The organism is Bacillus cereus group sp. BfR-BA-01383 (genome assembly GCF_022663495.1).
Lineage (GTDB): Bacteria > Bacillota > Bacilli > Bacillales > Bacillaceae_G > Bacillus_A > Bacillus_A cereus_AU.
Genome location: NZ_JAKUFP010000002.1, coordinates 73693 through 91872, shown reverse-complemented (window position 1 = coordinate 91872; position 18180 = coordinate 73693). Strand labels below are relative to the sequence as shown.

Genomic DNA, 18180 nt, shown 5'->3' with positions numbered 1-18180 from the left:
GCGCAAAGCTTTTCTTCATATATTATAGACCAGCTTGCTCTTTTAAAGCTGCAGCTTTGTCTGTACGTTCCCATGAAAGATCTACATCAGTACGTCCGAAGTGGCCGTAAGCTGCTGTTTGTTTGTAAATTGGGCGACGTAAGTCTAGCATTTTAATAATACCAGCTGGGCGAAGATCGAAGTTGTTACGAACTAGTTCTACTAGTACGTCTTCAGATACTTTACCAGTGCCAAATGTATCAACTGAAATTGATACTGGTTGTGCTACGCCGATTGCGTATGCAAGTTGTACTTCTGCTTTATCAGCAAGACCAGCTGCTACGATGTTTTTCGCAACATAACGAGCTGCATATGCTGCAGAACGGTCAACTTTTGTTGCATCTTTACCAGAGAATGCACCGCCACCGTGGCGAGCGTATCCACCGTAAGTATCAACGATGATTTTACGTCCTGTTAAACCAGCATCACCTTGAGGTCCACCAATTACGAAGCGACCAGTTGGGTTAATGAAGAATTTCGTTTCTCCATCCATTAATTCAGCTGGAACTACAGCTTTAATTACATGTTCTTTTAAATCGCGATCGATTTCTTCCCATGTAACATCTGGATGATGTTGTGTAGAAATTACAATTGTATCCACACGTACAGGTTTACCATTTTCATCATACTCAACTGTAACTTGCGTTTTTCCATCCGGACGTAAGTATGATAATGTGTCATCTTTACGTACTTCAGTTAAACGGCGAGCTAATTTGTGAGCAAGCGAGATTGGAAGTGGCATTAATTCTTGTGTTTCATTACATGCGAAGCCAAACATTAAACCTTGGTCTCCCGCACCAATTGCCTCAATCTCAGCGTCAGTCATTAGACCTTCGCGTGCTTCTAGCGCTTGGTCAACACCCATAGCGATGTCAGCAGATTGCTCATCGATAGATGTTAAAACTGCACAAGTTTCTGCATCGAATCCATATTTTGCGCGTGTGTAACCAATGCCTTGAATTGTTTCACGAACGATTTTCGGAATATCTACATAAGTAGAAGTCGTAATTTCCCCCGCTACCAATACTAAACCAGTTGTTACAGTTGTTTCACAAGCTACACGTGCATTTGCGTCCTTTGATAAGATCGCATCTAAAATTGAATCAGAAATTTGGTCACAAATTTTATCTGGATGTCCTTCAGTTACAGACTCAGATGTGAACAGATGACGTTTTTTTGTCATGTGGTAAACCTCCCTACAGTAATTGTATATATTGTACGGAACTCATCCTTAATTTGCCACAAACTGCGACATACATTTATTCTCCCACACAAGCATACAGAAAAACCTTTCCCACTTAACATAGAGGAAAGGTTTAATTTGCTACTTGCATACTGCTTTTTGCCCTTTGCTCTTATCGTTCGAGACCATTAGCCTCGCACAGGTTTTAGCACCTATTCACCTGTATTTACCACTACAAGTGAGGTTGCTGGGCTTCATCGGGCCTGTCCCTCCGCCAGCTCGGGATAAGAGAGTATCCGTCCCAACCTATACTAAAGAAATGATATTCATTTGTCAATTAATATTCACATTTTCCTAAAAGTTTTTCTCCATAAGTATAGAATGAAATATAAATAAGGAAATAATACATTCACACAAACAAAAATAAATAAATAGTATACATTATTTATATAATTGTGTTATACTCTTGCTAGGGATTACGAGAGAAATATTTCATTAAATGAAAAGGATGGTATATAAATATGAGTACTGTGAATGTCCAAATTGGTTTACATGAATTATTGAACGGAAGCAATGCACAGATTCAATTAAGTGTTCCGCAATTAGTGGAAAAAGTATTAATGCGAAATGAAGGGAAATTAACTTCTACTGGTGCAGTTTCTGCTTCAACAGGAAAATACACAGGACGTTCTCCTAAAGATAAATTTATTGTGAAAGAAGCATCGGTTGCTGACAAAATTGCTTGGGGTGCAGTGAACCAACCGATTTCTGAAGAACATTTTAATAAATTATATACGAAAGTTTTAGAATACTTAAAGGAAAAAGAAGAGTTATTCGTCTTCAAAGGATTTGCTGGCGCTGACCGTAACTATCGCCTACCAATTCAAGTTGTTAACGAATACGCATGGCATAATTTGTTCGTACACCAATTATTTATTCGTCCAACTGAAGAAGAATTAACAAATCATGAATCAGAATTTACAATTGTTTCTGCACCGAACTTTAAAGCAGATCCAGCAATTGACGGTACAAATTCTGAAGCATTCATTATGGTTTCATTCGAAAAACGTATCGTACTGATCGGTGGTACAGAATACGCTGGTGAAATGAAAAAATCAATCTTCTCTATCATGAACTTCTTACTACCTGAACAAGATATTCTTTCTATGCATTGCTCTGCAAACGTAGGTGAAGAAGGCGACGTAGCACTATTCTTCGGTTTATCTGGAACAGGTAAAACAACATTATCTGCTGATCCAAACCGTAAATTAATCGGTGATGATGAGCATGGCTGGTCTGATAACGGCGTATTCAATATTGAAGGCGGTTGCTATGCGAAATGTGTAAACCTTTCTCATGAGAAAGAACCACAAATCTTCGATGCAATCAAATTCGGTTCAGTTTTAGAAAACGTTGTCATTAATGACCAAACACGTATCGCTGACTATAACGATACTACTTTAACAGAAAATACACGTGCTGCATACCCTATGCATGCGATTGACAATATCGTACTACCAAGTGTTGCAGGACATCCAAATACAATTATTTTCTTAACTGCTGATGCATCTGGCGTATTGCCTCCAATCAGTAAGTTATCAAAAGAGCAAGCTATGTACCACTTCTTAAGTGGTTACACTAGTAAATTAGCAGGAACAGAGCGCGGTGTTACATCTCCGCAAGCTACATTCTCAACTTGCTTCGGTTCACCATTCTTACCACTTGATGCATCTCGCTATGCTGAAATGCTTGGTGAAAAAATCGAGAAACATGATGCGAAAGTATTCTTAGTAAACACTGGCTGGACTGGTGGCGAATACGGCATTGGTAAGCGTATGAACTTAGGTTACACTCGTGCAATGATTCAAGCAGCGCTAAGCGGCGAACTTGCAAAAGCTGAAACAGCTAAACATGACATCTTCGGTCTTGAAGTTCCACTTCACGTACCAGGCGTACCTGACGAAGTGTTAATGCCTGAACAAACTTGGGCTGATAAAGCTGCTTACAAAGCAAAAGCAATTGAACTTGCAAACGAATTCAAAGAAAACTTCAAAAAGTTTGATAGCGTTTCTGACGATATTATTAACTTAGGCGGCCCAATCGCTTAATAATAAAAGTTTCTGATGGAATAACCCTTTACTCATATGAATAAGTGTCGTGTAACCGTAAAGTTTCGCGTACTCACCGACAAAACCCAATGCGGCTTAACGGTTACACACACTTACATAAAAAAGAAGCTTACGTGAAAAACGTAAGCTTCTTTCTATATATTCTTTACTTTACCCACATGCAAATCACAGCTTCGAACACATAAATTATATTCCTACTCACTACATCCCTCTGGTTTTACACCACATGGGGCTAAAAAAGGATCTAACCGCTTCTACCCAACGCTGGATCCTCTATTCCATCTAAAAAGAAGCTTTTTATCTTTTTAGCTCTTCGTTAATTCCTTCTCATCCTTCATACTATAGTAGCCTAAATTAACAACAATTAAGAAATAACCGCCCATAATCCCTACTGCGAATGCCCACATAACCATATGGTGCTCAATTTCGTACATAATCACAGCACCCAAAATGGCAGCTGCAAAACGATTGAACATACCGAGCGTCGGTGCTTTCGTCTTCTTTACAAGACTATCTCCAAGCTTCTCAATCCGTCTTCCTAAAAGCCAAACACAATACATACTTACAATAAGTCCAATTCCAGCACCTAGAAAATGCGCTGAAAACGGTGTTAACATCCAGCCTAATAACAGAATACCTAGTAAATAATACGATTGAATTTTAAACGCTCTTAATGACATACTAATCATACTGTACTCCTCTTCAGTAGTTTTCATCTATCCAACAAAAGCTGTATAACTCATTTTTTTCGAGCTCATACTACTTAAAAATCCATTTCACCCAAATTAAAAACAACATAAACACGCTGTTTATGTTGTTTAAATGTTTTTATAAAATAATATTATACAAGATTTTAAACATCATACCCTCATAATTTGTGACGTTTTTCCAAACATTTTTCGTCCGTTTATGAAAAAAGTGATATCAATCTATGAACATACGGATATGATGTAATAAGTACACAAAAAAGGGGGCGTCTAATGACTTATTTTTTAATGGCTCTCATTCATCTCATTGTCCCTGCACTTATTGGACTTTCATTGTATTGGTACACAAAAAAACATAGTATTTTCTACGCTGTCCTCGGTGTCCTTCTTCCAGGCATTATTCTTATTACACTCTTCCGTCTTCCATTTTTAAACTTAATCCCACTTATTACTGCGATCTTATTTCTCATCTTCTTACCAAAAATAAAAAAATAGGAAAGCAGATCATAGGTGATCTGTTTTCCTATTTTGATATAGGTTCCCCCGCAGTAGAATGTACTTGTACCCTCTCTGATTTCACAAACCATAGACCAAAGAAAATGATAATTCCACCGATTATTTGTTGTAACGATACATATTCATTCGCCCATACTGCAGCAAATAAAACAGCTACGAGCGGTGTAATATACATATATACCATCGTATGTGATGCTCCAATTTTTTGGATACCAACATACCACATCACTAAACCGAATACTGTTACAAAGAAAATAGAATATAGTAAGGCAAATAGTGTCATTCCGTGTGTAATGTGAAATGGCATGACAAATACATGTGGCCCACTTAACAATACAAGCGGAATCGCTCCAACTAATGCCGACCATGCTGTAACACGAAGTGCCGAATATTTTTTAATTAATGGCCCTGCTAAAACAGGATAAAGCCCCCAACATATCGATGTAATTAGTCCAATTCCATTTCCGTAAAAAGAACTAGCGAGTGAATGCCCGGCTACTAAAACTAATGCAGCACCGGCAAAGGCAATCATAGAACCAATGAGCTTTCGAGAAGAAAACTTTTCTTGTTTCAAGAAAATCGCAAATACAGTTGTAAAAATTGGTGAAATAGAAATGAGTAAAGAGGCATTTGTAGCGGATGTATATTTAACAGTTTCCATAAATAGCGTTTGATACAATACAATCCCTACAACGCTAACAATGATTAATCTTGGTATATCTTTTCGCTCCATGTAAAGCGACTTTTCCATAAAGAATGTAAGTAATAACAGTAGTGGTGCCGCAGCCATCATTCGAAGCGCGGTAAACTCAATTGCGGTAAATTCTACAAGTCCGTATTTTGCAATCGTATAGTTAATACCCCAAATAATAACGACACTTAAAATTAATAATTCAATTCCCCATCTTCTCATGCGTATCCCCTCCGCAAAGAGTATTATACAGAAAATTCAATCACATGTACATTTCATTGTATTAAGTAGCTCATTTTGTAAACGAAATTATATCGGCGATTCAACAAGGGCTATCGATTTATCAGCAAAAAACGACAATAGTGACATCTTATATAATTAAAGAAGACCGCTTCAAAAATATTTTTGGGCGGTCTTTTCTTTGTTACACTCGAACATGTAACTTCATATTTGGATTATAAAACTGGCTCGGGCTTTTCAGCTGAAAAGTCCCTCCACCTTCATGCCAATCAACCGTTAACTTATCATCCATAAATACAAGCTTTGTACGATCTGCGATAAAGCTAAGTAGGCTTGATTCAACATCTACATCACGCTCGTCTTTTTCTGAAACAGCTACTAAATCGATAATTCCGCTCATAACGCAACCACAGCCTTCATTATCGTAAAATAATTTCATATATTTCGCTTCACTTGGAATCGTATCCGTAATCTTTTTATATGCTGCTTCTGTTACAGTAACGTACATACGTCAATCTTCATCCTCTCTTCTCGTATCATTCATATATTGTACCATCATTTTTCTCGAAAATTATATAAAGTGAAACTTCAATCAGTGACTCCCACATCACTCTCTCGTATCCACAAAGTTTGGAGATGGCCCGCAAATAGCGGAATAAAAAAAGACCTCGCTACCGAGGCCAAAAAAATTACAAGTGAATTAAAACAAATAACAGACAACTTTATTATACACTCTCACCGGAACGTTATCCATATTTTGGATATTTAATTATATACACCTTGCCAATAGTGTAAACATCATCTCATCATTATAATACCGCACTTCCATCTACAAAAAAGAAAACACTCTCAAATAAATGATTTCTTTTTGAATATTTCACCATCATATCGGCAACATGATCTCAACAGTCGTTCCAACTCCAACTTCACTTTCAAAACTCATCTTACCGTTGTGGTCTTTAATAATTTTCTCTGTAACTACCAATCCTAAGCCTGTTCCAGTTTCTTTCGTTGTATAAAAAGCTTCATAAAGCTTTGGAATTTTATCTTTAGGAATGCCGCATCCCTCATCTTTTATTTGAATGATAATAACATCTTCTACCAAAACTTTTACAGTAATATTCCCACCAACCGGCATTGCTTCAATAGCATTTTTTATTAAATTAAAAAATACTTGTTTCAATCGTTTTTCATCGCATGTAATTGAAGGGATATCTTTACTATAAATAGCCTGTATGTGTACGCCTTGTTCTACTGCTGGCTTTTCCATAACTCGGATAACATACGAGATAATTTCTTTTATATTATGAGTTTCTGCTTCAATTGATTTAGATTTCTCAAATCCACTTAGCTCTGTAGCAATGGTATAAATTCGCTCTATTTCTTGCTTCATAATATCACTATAAATCTTATCTTCTGGATGCTTTTTTGCTTGCTTATCTACTAGCTTTTTCATTTTCTCTAGAGGTCTTCTAATTTTATAGCCAATTACTGTCGCCATTTTTCCAACTGTCGCTAGTTTTTTTACATTTTGTATTTCTTTATCCATCATTTCAAGTGTGCGAACATAGGACTGGAATCTTAAAAATATAATCCAGCATATAATAACAAACCCACTGCATAATGCCATTGGAATAAGAACAATAAAGGATTGAACAACAAATCCCATCAGTGCATATTTTCCAACAATAATTCCGGCAACTAACCAAAAGTATCTTTTATTCACAAAGATTGGTGCAAATAAAATAAAGAAGCCTTCTACTAGATTACCGCCATCAAATTCCGCATCACTTCCGTAATAAATAATGAAGTTATTAATAAAATCCAATATATTATAGCCAATTAAAATAATATACTTCACAACATACGGATTTTTCCATTTCAAAAAATAAAGTCCGATAAAGAATAATCCAACCATCAAACTATATAGCCATACACCTAATCCTTCTCCAAAAACATCTGCTAGTTTTAGATTTTCATCTGATAAAAGGACAACAGCCTTTTCAGCAAAATCGTACCCCAAAAATATAACAAAGAATAAGCTTAAAAATATTTTTGACGCCTTTATTTCTTCTTTTTTAAATATATAGCCTTCATTCATATGATAGCTCCTTTAACAACACCTCTTAATCTTGTATCCTATTATCCTCAAGTTTTTTCGGAAACAATATTTCTACCCTCGTTCCTTTCTGTACTTCACTAGAAATATGTAATTCTCCAAGATGTTCTTTAATAATTCGCTCCGCTACTGTAAGACCTAATCCAATTTTATCTTGCTTTGTTGTATAAAAGGCTTCTGTAACTCTTCCTAAATTCTCTTTTTTTATCCCGAAACCACTATCTACTATACTAACTAGTACGTAATCCATTTTTTTATCTTCAACTTGTATTTGTAATACTCCGCCATGTTCCATTGCCTCTAAGGCATTTTTGATAATGTATAAAAAGACACCTTTTAACTTCCTTTTATCACATTCTATTTCACTTTTATTATGCTCTTCATCAAAAGTGAAATTTATATGTAACTCTTTCATTTTTTCATGCATATGTTCTACTGCCTGTACTAAAACATCACTTACAATATGTTTTTCATATACAGAAGGTTTACATGTAGCAACCTCCATTAATTCACTAACCATATTATTCATATTTTCTATTTCAGTAATCATTTGTCCATATGTTGCATCTTTTTCATGTTTCTCTTTTTGTAATTGTGTAAAGCCTTTTAATGAAGCAAGTGGATTTTTAATTTCATGTCCCACTGTCGCTGCCATTTTTCCGACAACCGCCAACTTTTGTGCCTGACTAGCCTCTGCAATACTTTTCTTTACCGCTGAAAAATATTGTAAAAAACGGTTTAACATAATATACGCTACAAAAAGCAACGCTATATTTATAATTAGCGCAATAAACAAATTAAGTTTATCAAATACAAATAGGTATATCATATATTTTCCTATAAGAAACGGAGCTAACATAAATACATATCGTTTACTTAAAAATATTGGCACGAAGAAAATGAAAACAAATTCGATTATATTCCCTTCATCAAAAGCTATTTTATTATGAAAAGCATACCATCCAATATTAAAACTCTCTGCAATCACGTACGCAAATAAATATATATATTTAACTAAATGTGCTTTTCCTTGCTCAAATACGTACACACCTATACCTAATATTGTCATAATATATGTAATCTTCCAGAGGCCTTTACGCCAATCTCCTAACGGTATTGTGTCTTCTAACATAAATGCATATGAAACCTCGTAAACAATTAAAATAACATGCAATGTCCACAAGAAAATTTTAGCATTTTTCTTTTCTTCTTTAGCTGTTAAAAAGCTTTCTTTCACCTCAACACCCCTTCAAAATGATATTTCGAAGAATACCATTATTATAATAAATGATTTTTCATATACAAACAAAGATAAATCTCACAATTAAGGGAAATCCCCCCAACACTGTAACATCACCAAGCTATATGTACGCATAAAACTAACAAAATATAATACGTATATTATGGGAGGTGTTTTATATGGACGGTAAAAAAAATAAAAAGACAGCACAACTCCAATCCTTTACACGTGAAAATGAAGGAAAAGAGATGACAACAAATACAGGTGTTAAAATTTCAAACGATGAAAACTCTTTAACCGTCGGCGATCGTGGACCTACCCTTCTAGAAGATTTCCTTATGAGAGAAAAGCTTGCTCATTTTGACCGTGAACGAATTCCTGAAAGAGTTGTTCATGCACGTGGATACGGAGCACATGGCATTTTCGAACTATATGAATCCTTAGAAGAGCTAACCATGGCCCACTTTTTACAAGATCCTTCAAAAGAAACACCGCTTTTTGTTCGTTTCTCTGAAGTAGCGGGATCGAAAGGAGCTAATGAAACGAATCGAGATGTAAGAGGATTCGCTGTTAAATTTTATACAGAAGAAGGAAATTTTGATTTAGTAGGCAACAACATTCCAATTTTCTTCATTCAAGATGGTATTAAATTTCCCGACCTTATTCACGCCCTGAAACCCGAGCCGCATAATGAGATTCCCCAAGGTCAAACAGCACACGATACTTTTTGGGACTTCATCGCCAATAACCAAGAATCCGCTGCAATGATGATGTGGATTATGTCTGACCGTACAATTCCACGAAGTTTTCGAATGATGCAAGGGTTTGGTGTTCATACATTCCGCTTAGTGAATAAAAATGGAAAGTCGCGATTTGTAAAATTCCACTGGAAACCAAAACTCGGCGTTCATTCATTAATTTGGGATGAAGCTCAAAAACTGGGCGGTGCTGATCCAGATTACCATCGCCGTGATTTATGGGAAAATATTAATGCTGGAAACTACCCTGAGTACGAACTTGGCATTCAAGTTTTAGAAGAAGAGGATGAATTCAAATACGATTTTGATATATTAGATGCAACGAAAATTTGGTCTGAAGAGGATTTCCCCGTTAAAATCATTGGAAAAATGACATTAAACCGTAACGTGGACAATGTATTCGCTGAGACAGAACAAGCGGCGCTACATCCTGGGAGTATCGTCCGTGGCATTGATTTTACCAATGATCCTCTCTTACAAGGTAGACTCTTTTCTTATACAGATACGCAATTGGCACGTGTCGGCACAAATTATCAAGAATTGCCGATTAATCGTCCGGTATGTCCGTTTCATAACAACCAAAGAGATGGTGCTTCTAAATATATTATTGATAAGGGAAAAATAGCTTACCATAATAACTCTTTGGCCAATAACTCTCCCTTTACTGTTCCTGGGACAAAAGGTGGTTTCGTTACATATCCTTCGACTATATCTGGTCATAAAACGAGAGAAACAGCTAGTAGTTTCAAAGATCATTTCTCCCAAGCTCGTTTATTTTGGAATAGTATGAGTCACGTGGAAAAAGTTCATATTACACAAGCTTTTTCCTTTGAATTAGGAAAAGTAAAAAGTAAATCCGTCCGTCAACAAGTCGTAGATATGATTGGTCATATTAGTACAGAATTAGCTACTTTAGTCGCAGAAGCTGTCGGAGTAAAAGTCCCAAATATTCAAGAATCCAATGTTACTAAATCATCGCCAGCACTCAGTATGGAAAATACAACCTTCAGTCCAAACACATTAAGAGTAGGTGTTATTGTCGCAAATGAATACGACGGACAACACGCGCAATATATTATAAATCAATTAAAGCAAGTCGGGCTTCAGCCAGTGATTATTTCTGAAAAATTAGGCACGGTGCAAGGAACGCAAAACAGTCGATGGGAAGTGAATGATACTTTCTTAACAGGCTCACCACTTCTTTATGACGGGTTACTTCTTATCGGCGGCAAGATGGATGATCATTTTCTTAATAAAACAAGTTCATTTGTCGTAGAATCATATAACCACTTTAAGCCAATTGGTGCTTTTCAAAATGGTTCTACTATTATTCAATTTTTACGTATTGAAGGAAAGCCTGGTGTCTTAACAGAACAAGATCCTACACAACTTGCGAATGAATTTATTAAAGCGATGACAAAACAACGCTTTTGGGATAGAGCATTTTAATACACACAAGGGGGATACTTCATGTTTGTTACCGTCGAAAAAGATGTGCATATTTTCGTGCAAGATGTTAACCCTGGTCCTGGTAGTAAGACTGTTTTCTTCGTCCACGGATGGCCTTTAAATCACCAAATGTACCAATACCAACTCAACGTTTTACCAGAGCGCGGTTTTCGCTGCATCGCCATGGATATACGCGGAAATGGGCAATCTGATAAACCTTGGACTGGTTACACATATGATCGATTAGCCGATGATATCGCAATTGTTCTAGAAGCACTTCAAGTAGATAACGCCACGTTAATCGGTTTCTCAGTCGGCGGTGCTCTTTCCATTCGATACATGTCTCGCTATAACGGTCGCCGCATTTCTAAGCTCGCTTTAATTGATGCTGTCTCCCCCTCTTTCGTTAAAAATCAAGAATCTCCTTACGGTGTATCAAAAGAACAAGCAGACACCCTTATTAATCAAATGTATGCAAATTTACCTAAATTTTTAAATGATGTATCTTTATCATTTTTTAATAGAAACTTAGGCTCTGCTACGTTAGAATGGTTTTCTTATCTCGGTATGCAGTCTGCTTCTTATGCTCTCATCAAAATCTTACAAGCAGCCGCAAACGAGGACGTAACGAAAGATTTAAGTAAAATTAACGTCCCAACAAAAATATTCCACGGTGTTCATGATCAACTGATTCCCTACAAAAGTGCCGAGCTCACGCAGCAACGGATTAGAAATTCTCAGTTACATCCTCTTACAAATAGTGGTCACGGTTCACCAATCGATCAAGCAGATGAATTAAATAAAGAACTTATAAAATTTTTAAATTCATAGTTCCTTTACATAAAAAAAGAATTTGCCCTTACGGCAAATTCTTTTTTTCTAGCTACCTTTTTCTATCGGTTTGGAAGTTACTGGGATGAATAATGATTTATCGATTTCCTTCTTCTCCTCTTTTAATTCATATCGCGTCTTCTTTTTCTTCCTATCCATAGAGTAGAGCTTTCCTTCCTGCTCTTTCTTTATCCCTTTAATCATCAAATGTAAAACGAATATAGAAACGGTAAAAAATAGTAGTGGGGCAATGACAATCCATGGTGCTGTTAGCAGTTCGTTTTTGTTTAGTCCAATTAAACCTGCCCATTCATTCGTAAGCGAGAATGGTTTCTGTGTTTCATAATCTACACCTCGTCCGCCAATTAAAATTCCAAAAAACGCCAAATGAATTAATAGCGTAAATAATTGAACAAACTGCTGTAAAAAAAGAACGAGAAGAATTTCTTTTAAATACAGCCATATATGTTTTCTAATAATACGAAACCTTGAAGCACCTAATATTCTCGACGTTGTAACAAACTCATTTTTCATAAATAAATTAATTTCTTGATTCACATAAAGAATAACAGCTGGTAACAGTGCAAAACAAAGAACAGTAAACTGCTTTATAATGATATCCATATTAAAACCAGTTAGTTGACTTTGAAACATGAGTGGGAACATCCACAAAATTGCCCATAACACTGTCGGAATAAAGAAATATACTTTACATACTTTTTGAAAGAAACTTTGAATTATAGATGGTGCATGCGCTAATGCTACACCTAATATCGTACCGAGAAACACTTGTACAACACATATGCCAAATACAAATAAAATGGTAAACTTTGCCCCTACTAATAATTGAAAAAATAAATTAAAACCGTTGCGATCTGTACCGAGTGGTGGTATTGTCAGTGGGCTAAACGGCGCTGCAGCAACAACATCACCATTCGTATCTTTTAGCCAGATTGTCTTACTCATATATAAATCCTTACCAAACCACGTAATAAGATAACTAATTACAACGATCCCTATAAAGTAAAGGACACCAAACCAAAAACGTTTGGAGCGATAGTTTCTATATTTCATGAGAAGCTCCTCCTGTAATACGATTCACCCTGTAATGCACAATAGTAAATAGAATATAAAATGGAACAAATAATAAAAGAATCCACCATGCCATCGTTAAAGGATTTAAGGAACCCGGCTTTAACAAGAAGGACATATATCCCGAAATATTAAATGCCCCCTCTACCATTAAGAGACTTGAAATCATGAACAAGAACAGCGGCTGCAAGTGATTTAATAGATGATACATGATATTACGTAATAAATGCACGTAGAGTATATACTTATCACTCAATCCTTTCGCACAGGCGAATTCCACATACGGCTTATTCTTTTCTTCCATTAAAAATAAAACGATAATACGGAAAAAATGAAGGGTTGGAACGATTGTCATACAAATAATAGGTAAGAAATAGGCACGTTCATCATTAAACGCATAAATGGTAATAATGCGATATCCTGTCTGTTTATAAATCCATACAACAAATAATTGTAAACTAAAAATTAATAATAAATCTGGAACTGATTCTATTAAAATTAAACAACGCTCAATCCAATTTTTAATTTTAGAAGAAACTAATAAGTACACGAATGAAAGTCCAACCGAGAAAACAATTGTTAAAGCTGTAGCGATAAAAAGAATGCTCATCGAATACTTGTAAGGTTCAATAATACCTTCAAAAAAAGGAGCTGGGCGCATCGTAGTCATATTAATATGTGCAATGTCCTTTGGGGAGGCTAATTTCTCTAAATATGTAATAAAATCAAGACTATTCCCTAAAAACAAAGAGAATGGTAAATAGCTTACTGTAAGGATAACTGCGATACTAATAAGAAATTCTATTATTTTCCCACCAAGAAACTTCTTCAACATCTCACCCCTTTTTACAATTTTTTTAAGTTCTTATTCATTTTAATTGATTTTTCAGATAATTTAAACTATATATTAAAAGTACTTTCCTAAAATCAAATTTTTAACTAGAAATTAAAGGGATTTATTATAGCTCTTTAATCAATAATTTTAAAAGAGGTGATAATTCACACATTTCTCACAAATCAACAAATAATACGATCACATTTTCATATATACTAAAGGCACAGGTAATACTCCCTAAACCCAGCTTGTCTGTTTACCCCGTTAAATGCTATAAAAAAAAGAACTTGTACCATGATACAAGTTCTTTTTGTTTCTTCTATTTAAAGAGTATATCTTTACTATACTGCTTTCCAGCGAGTAAATCATATTGGATCATTTTATACTGCTCTAGCATTTCTTTTTGTTTCTTAGTTAAATCTTTTATCTCTTCTCCATTTTTATTAACCTTTAATTCATCTCTAAGTACTGGTATTTCTTTATGCATTTCTGATAAAAATTGGTAGTACGGTGATTTATTTAATCCTGCATAATCAAAAACAAGATTAGAGAAATAAATTGGACTTACTAAACCTAAATTATCATTTGGCAAATCAAAATTTGCATACATTAACAATGGTGTTTCTGCCATAGCTAATCTTTCACTTACAGTTTCTTCATTCTCTATATATCCTGCTTCTTTATAAATAGACTTATTAGTACCTAACAAAGGCAAATGGTCTCCGAAGAAAACTACTAAAGTAGGTCTTTCTAAATCGTCAAGCTGCTCTATTAAATATTGCAACGCTTCATCCGACAGTCTTACACCTTCTGTATATGCTTCTAATTCGGCTTCCGATTCCTCTTCTGTTAATCCACTAATCTCTATTTTATTTTCACCAAACATATTTGGCCTATATGGAAAATGATTTTGCATCGTCACCGCATGAATAAACGTAGGCTGTTTTCTCTTATTTAATTCATCTATTATTTCTTTACTCATAGATAAATCACCAATATTGTCTCCAACTACTTCTTTATTTTCCATCGTGTCTTCTGCATTAAAATTATCAAATCCCAATGTTTTATATACATCTTCACGTTTATAAAACGATCGATTAAAAGAGTGAATTGCACTTGCATAGTACCCTTGTTTTTTCAATTCACTTGCAATAGATGGAACTTCTTTCTGACTTGGAATGGCCTGTTGATATGGTATAGAACCCGGCATCAAGAGACTCATCGAGTAACTCGTTAATGCTTCAAATTCTGTATTCGCTGTATTTCCTCCAAATGTAGGGGATATCGTTTGTCCCCCTGGAAAATTCTCCATATAATGATGTAAATTCGGCACTGGATCTTCGCTAAATGAAAGGTTCGTTAATTTTGTCGGATCCCAAAAAGCTTCACTCATAATAAATACAATATTCGGCTTCTCTACTTTTTTTGGTGCACTTATATTACCACTATATTGTTTCTCTATATTCTTTGCAATTTGCTGCATATTTTCCTTTGAATATTCCTCAGGCTCTTGGATGACTGTCGTATCTAAGTTACTTATAAATCCTAAAACAAAACCATTCACATTATAATTTGCAGCTTGATTCCACGCACGAATGTCTACCCCACCTTTTTGGAATAAATTATTCATAAAGGTATTAGGATAATTACTATATGCATACACCATAAACGCAGATCCACATACTAAAATAATCCTTATAATAATATGAGATTTTACAACTGGAATGTACTTTCGTATATACATAACTACACATATAAGCAACCCAATACCAACTATTACGAGAAACATATTCCAAAAACTAAAGGATTCCATAACCATCGGTATAACGGAATCCACATGAGCGATCTGTGTGAAATCAGACGGATAGAATGGATCTCCTCTAAACATGATCTTAAAATAGTTCACCATCCCAAAAACAAGTAAGACTACACTAGTTATCGTTGTACTTAAGAAAATTCTTCCAAGCAAACTATACACAAAAATATATACCATATAAATAAACAATAGACTTAACATATACTGTCCATGTTGTAAATAAACCCACGTATTTACTGATAGAAGATTCATATTTTCCTGTATCATGATATACATCCAGTTCATTGTATGTGCGATTAAAAATAATACGATATGAACTCGAATAACTGGCCTAAGCCTATGGCTAATGCCTTTATTTAAATGAATGACGTATAATAGTACGCCCCACAAAAGAATAATAAGTATACTGAGTTGCATTTTCCCGTCAAAAAATTCTTTAGTTTTCTCGAATCCGAAAGAACTGAGTACTACAAAAAACAACGTCTCTAAACAAATTGCCCACATTCCACTAAGAATGATTGAAATTAATAGGTTATTTTTCGGTTGCTGAGCCGAGAAACTCAAATGAAATTCATCTCTTCTTCGTTGCTGTGTTAAAACATTAAAACGCAATTTATTCCCTCTTTCCTTTACCCCTTGCCTCGCATCAGCAAACATACTGTCCTATACAAAATAACATATTTGTATGCATTTAGTCTCCCAATGTGTTTATATTGTACACATGTATCCTTAATTTCCCCTTAAAAATAACAATTCTTCATCTCCATATTCTAGCAATGTAACTATACTTCATCAAAATATTACTATAAGAAAAGAACCCGTCAACACTGACAGGTTCTTTTCATTCTAACAGACATTCGCACATTCATTATATAAGAGAATACATCCATACTTTCCATATGATACATACGAGTACCATAAATACAAAATCAAAAAAATCTAATCTCGGACCCTTTTTCATGTGCATATCTAACCAAATATGAATCCATTTCATTTCTTTGTATTTATGAATATTTTTCTTTGCAAATCGGTAAATGAGCACTTGCATGATGAAAAATCCGACTACAAAAATGAACAATAGAATGAGAAAATCAATCACGAAATTCCTTCCTATTTTTGCAGCGCTTTTTCTACGATATGGTTCTTCAAAACCCATTCTTCAAACTGTGCACTTCCAAATTCCCAGCTTAAATCACGAGCATGTACAGAAAAAACGTAATAACCGGCGTATTCGTCCATAAACCTACCTGTCTCTACCTCATTTTTCTGAATACCATATACTCCGAAATTAAAATACACATCCCATACGTCTTCATGCTTTCTCTTGTAAGCAATCGATTCCATATCACATTCAGTTCCGAAATAATCAAGATGTAAATGAACGCTATCATCATATTCGTATTCCATTTTATCACCCCTTATATGTGTACTTCTTTATCACCCAAAAAATTCCTGCTATCTATCCTCACATATGGGCACTTACCTACATATCATGCTTGTAGATTGATTTCTAGGAGGTGCCATATAGTGAAAAAATTAATGGCTGTGTTTTGCATCATGTTACTAACTTTTTTCACATTCGCTGCTTGTAGTAGCACAAAAGAAAATAAGAAAGAACAAACTCAAAACATTCGCATCGGCGAAGTTACCCATTCTCTCTTCTATGCCCCGTTATATGTCGGGATTGAAAAAGGATTTTTTAAAGATGAAGGATTAAATATTGATTTACAAACAACAGCTGGCGGAGATAAAACGATGACTACCCTATTATCTGGCGGTATTGATGTTGCTCTTGTCGGTTCTGAAACATCTATTTACGTTCATCAACAAGGAGCAAAAGATCCTGTTATTAACTTCGCACAACTTACACAAACAGATGGTACATTTTTAGTTTCCCGTAAAAAATTAGACTCTTTTAATTGGAATGACGTAAAAGGCGTTACGTTTTTAGGACAGCGTAAAGGCGGCATGCCGCAAATGGTTGGAGAATATGTTTTAAAGAAAAATGGCATTGATCCTCACAAAGATACGAACTTAATTCAAAATATCGAATTTGCTAATATTGCAAATGCCTTTGCATCTGGTACAGGAGAATTTGTACAGCTCTTTGAACCGACTGCAAGTATATTTGAAAAAGAAGGAAAAGGTTATATTGTCGCGTCTTTCGGAGCTGAATCTGGCACTGTTCCGTATACAACGTTCATGGCAAAAGAAAGTTTCTTAAAGAAAGATAAAGCTGCTGCTGAAAAATTCACACGCGCACTATATAAAGCGCAGCAATGGGTTGATACACATAGTCCAGAAGAAATCGCTGATGCCGTTTCTCCGCTATTTAAAGACACTTCCAAAGACATTTCAGTAAAAGTGATTGAACGTTATAAAAAACAACATTCTTATGCGACAAATCCGCTATTAGATGCTGAAGAATGGAAACAGCTTCAAACCATTATGAAAGAAGCTGGTGAATTACAAAAAGAAGTCCCACATGAAGCGCTCGTCAATACAAAAATTGCCGAAAGCGTTATTAAGAAATAG

General features: G+C 35.2%; 16 protein-coding genes and 1 riboswitch. Of the genes, 5 read left to right on the top strand and 11 right to left on the bottom strand.

Going from position 1 to position 18180, the window contains the following annotated elements:
• Window positions 1-22 precede the first annotated feature (22 nt).
• On the bottom strand, window positions 23-1222 hold the full coding sequence (gene metK / locus MR065_RS02680; protein ID WP_000163111.1) for a methionine adenosyltransferase: 1200 nt from the start codon (window positions 1220-1222) through the stop codon (window positions 23-25).
• A 169-nt stretch (window positions 1223-1391) separates the two neighbouring features.
• Window positions 1392-1513: riboswitch (SAM riboswitch) on the bottom strand.
• Window positions 1514-1743: 230 nt separating this feature from the next.
• On the opposite strand from metK, the gene pckA reads away from it, so the two are divergent.
• Window positions 1744-3330, top strand: a complete 1587-nt coding sequence (pckA, locus tag MR065_RS02675) for a phosphoenolpyruvate carboxykinase (ATP) (RefSeq protein ID WP_097904693.1) — start codon at window positions 1744-1746, stop codon at window positions 3328-3330.
• A gap of 326 nt (window positions 3331-3656) precedes the next feature.
• Here pckA and MR065_RS02670 read toward each other — a convergent pair whose 3' ends face one another.
• A complete protein-coding gene (locus MR065_RS02670; RefSeq protein ID WP_242212378.1) occupies window positions 3657-4040 on the bottom strand; it encodes an ATP synthase subunit I in 384 nt (127 codons plus the stop codon).
• Between the two features lie 291 nt (window positions 4041-4331).
• On the opposite strand from MR065_RS02670, the gene MR065_RS02665 reads away from it, so the two are divergent.
• Complete coding sequence (locus MR065_RS02665) at window positions 4332-4553, top strand: hypothetical protein (protein ID WP_097904695.1); 222 nt, start codon at window positions 4332-4334, stop codon at window positions 4551-4553.
• Between the two features lie 28 nt (window positions 4554-4581).
• Here the strand turns inward: MR065_RS02665 and MR065_RS02660 are convergent, their stop codons facing one another.
• The 4 genes from MR065_RS02660 to MR065_RS02645 form a co-directional block, all read right to left on the bottom strand.
• Window positions 4582-5487, bottom strand: coding sequence for a DMT family transporter (locus MR065_RS02660; RefSeq protein ID WP_242212377.1), 906 nt, complete (start codon window positions 5485-5487; stop codon window positions 4582-4584).
• A 202-nt stretch (window positions 5488-5689) separates the two neighbouring features.
• A complete protein-coding gene (locus MR065_RS02655; protein WP_242212376.1) occupies window positions 5690-6013 on the bottom strand; it encodes an iron-sulfur cluster biosynthesis family protein in 324 nt (107 codons plus the stop codon).
• A gap of 375 nt (window positions 6014-6388) precedes the next feature.
• Window positions 6389-7606, bottom strand: a complete 1218-nt coding sequence (locus tag MR065_RS02650) for an ATP-binding protein (RefSeq protein WP_242212375.1) — start codon at window positions 7604-7606, stop codon at window positions 6389-6391.
• Window positions 7607-7631: 25 nt separating this feature from the next.
• On the bottom strand, window positions 7632-8861 hold the full coding sequence (locus MR065_RS02645) for an ATP-binding protein (protein WP_242212374.1): 1230 nt from the start codon (window positions 8859-8861) through the stop codon (window positions 7632-7634).
• Between the two features lie 182 nt (window positions 8862-9043).
• Here MR065_RS02645 and MR065_RS02640 point away from each other — a divergent pair, with 182 nt between their 5' ends.
• Both MR065_RS02640 and MR065_RS02635 read left to right on the top strand, forming a co-directional pair.
• Complete coding sequence (locus MR065_RS02640; RefSeq protein ID WP_242212373.1) at window positions 9044-11071, top strand: catalase; 2028 nt, start codon at window positions 9044-9046, stop codon at window positions 11069-11071.
• A gap of 21 nt (window positions 11072-11092) precedes the next feature.
• On the top strand, window positions 11093-11902 hold the full coding sequence (locus MR065_RS02635; RefSeq protein WP_242212372.1) for an alpha/beta fold hydrolase: 810 nt from the start codon (window positions 11093-11095) through the stop codon (window positions 11900-11902).
• Between the two features lie 48 nt (window positions 11903-11950).
• Here MR065_RS02635 and MR065_RS02630 read toward each other — a convergent pair whose 3' ends face one another.
• From MR065_RS02630 to MR065_RS02610, 5 genes are all read right to left on the bottom strand, one after another.
• Window positions 11951-12976, bottom strand: coding sequence for an ABC transporter permease subunit (locus MR065_RS02630; RefSeq protein ID WP_242212371.1), 1026 nt, complete (start codon window positions 12974-12976; stop codon window positions 11951-11953).
• The gene (locus MR065_RS02625; protein ID WP_242212369.1) at window positions 12966-13829 is read right to left on the bottom strand and encodes an ABC transporter permease subunit; all 864 of its coding nucleotides are present in this window, start codon (window positions 13827-13829) and stop codon (window positions 12966-12968) included. Before MR065_RS02625 ends, MR065_RS02630 begins: the two co-directional genes overlap by 11 nt.
• 319 nt (window positions 13830-14148) lie before the next feature.
• Window positions 14149-16257, bottom strand: coding sequence for an LTA synthase family protein (locus MR065_RS02620; protein WP_242212367.1), 2109 nt, complete (start codon window positions 16255-16257; stop codon window positions 14149-14151).
• A gap of 256 nt (window positions 16258-16513) precedes the next feature.
• Window positions 16514-16744, bottom strand: coding sequence for a hypothetical protein (locus MR065_RS02615; protein WP_242212365.1), 231 nt, complete (start codon window positions 16742-16744; stop codon window positions 16514-16516).
• A gap of 11 nt (window positions 16745-16755) precedes the next feature.
• Window positions 16756-17052, bottom strand: coding sequence for a DUF3986 family protein (locus MR065_RS02610; protein ID WP_098269416.1), 297 nt, complete (start codon window positions 17050-17052; stop codon window positions 16756-16758).
• 120 nt (window positions 17053-17172) lie between these two features.
• Between MR065_RS02610 and MR065_RS02605 the strand changes: the two genes are divergently transcribed.
• Window positions 17173-18180, top strand: a complete 1008-nt coding sequence (locus MR065_RS02605; protein ID WP_242212364.1) for an ABC transporter substrate-binding protein — start codon at window positions 17173-17175, stop codon at window positions 18178-18180.

Coding starts and splice junctions, on each gene's coding strand:
- MR065_RS02655 (WP_242212376.1), bottom strand. CDS start 6,013: ATGTACGTTACTGTAACAGAAGCAGCATATAAAAAGATTACGGATACG.
- MR065_RS02650 (WP_242212375.1), bottom strand. CDS start 7,606: ATGAATGAAGGCTATATATTTAAAAAAGAAGAAATAAAGGCGTCAAAA.
- MR065_RS02640 (WP_242212373.1), top strand. CDS start 9,044: ATGGACGGTAAAAAAAATAAAAAGACAGCACAACTCCAATCCTTTACA.
- MR065_RS02610 (WP_098269416.1), bottom strand. CDS start 17,052: ATGGAATACGAATATGATGATAGCGTTCATTTACATCTTGATTATTTC.
- MR065_RS02630 (WP_242212371.1), bottom strand. CDS start 12,976: ATGAAATATAGAAACTATCGCTCCAAACGTTTTTGGTTTGGTGTCCTT.
- MR065_RS02625 (WP_242212369.1), bottom strand. CDS start 13,829: ATGTTGAAGAAGTTTCTTGGTGGGAAAATAATAGAATTTCTTATTAGT.
- MR065_RS02670 (WP_242212378.1), bottom strand. CDS start 4,040: ATGATTAGTATGTCATTAAGAGCGTTTAAAATTCAATCGTATTATTTA.
- MR065_RS02635 (WP_242212372.1), top strand. CDS start 11,093: ATGTTTGTTACCGTCGAAAAAGATGTGCATATTTTCGTGCAAGATGTT.
- pckA (WP_097904693.1), top strand. CDS start 1,744: ATGAGTACTGTGAATGTCCAAATTGGTTTACATGAATTATTGAACGGA.
- MR065_RS02660 (WP_242212377.1), bottom strand. CDS start 5,487: ATGAGAAGATGGGGAATTGAATTATTAATTTTAAGTGTCGTTATTATT.
- metK (WP_000163111.1), bottom strand. CDS start 1,222: ATGACAAAAAAACGTCATCTGTTCACATCTGAGTCTGTAACTGAAGGA.
- MR065_RS02665 (WP_097904695.1), top strand. CDS start 4,332: ATGACTTATTTTTTAATGGCTCTCATTCATCTCATTGTCCCTGCACTT.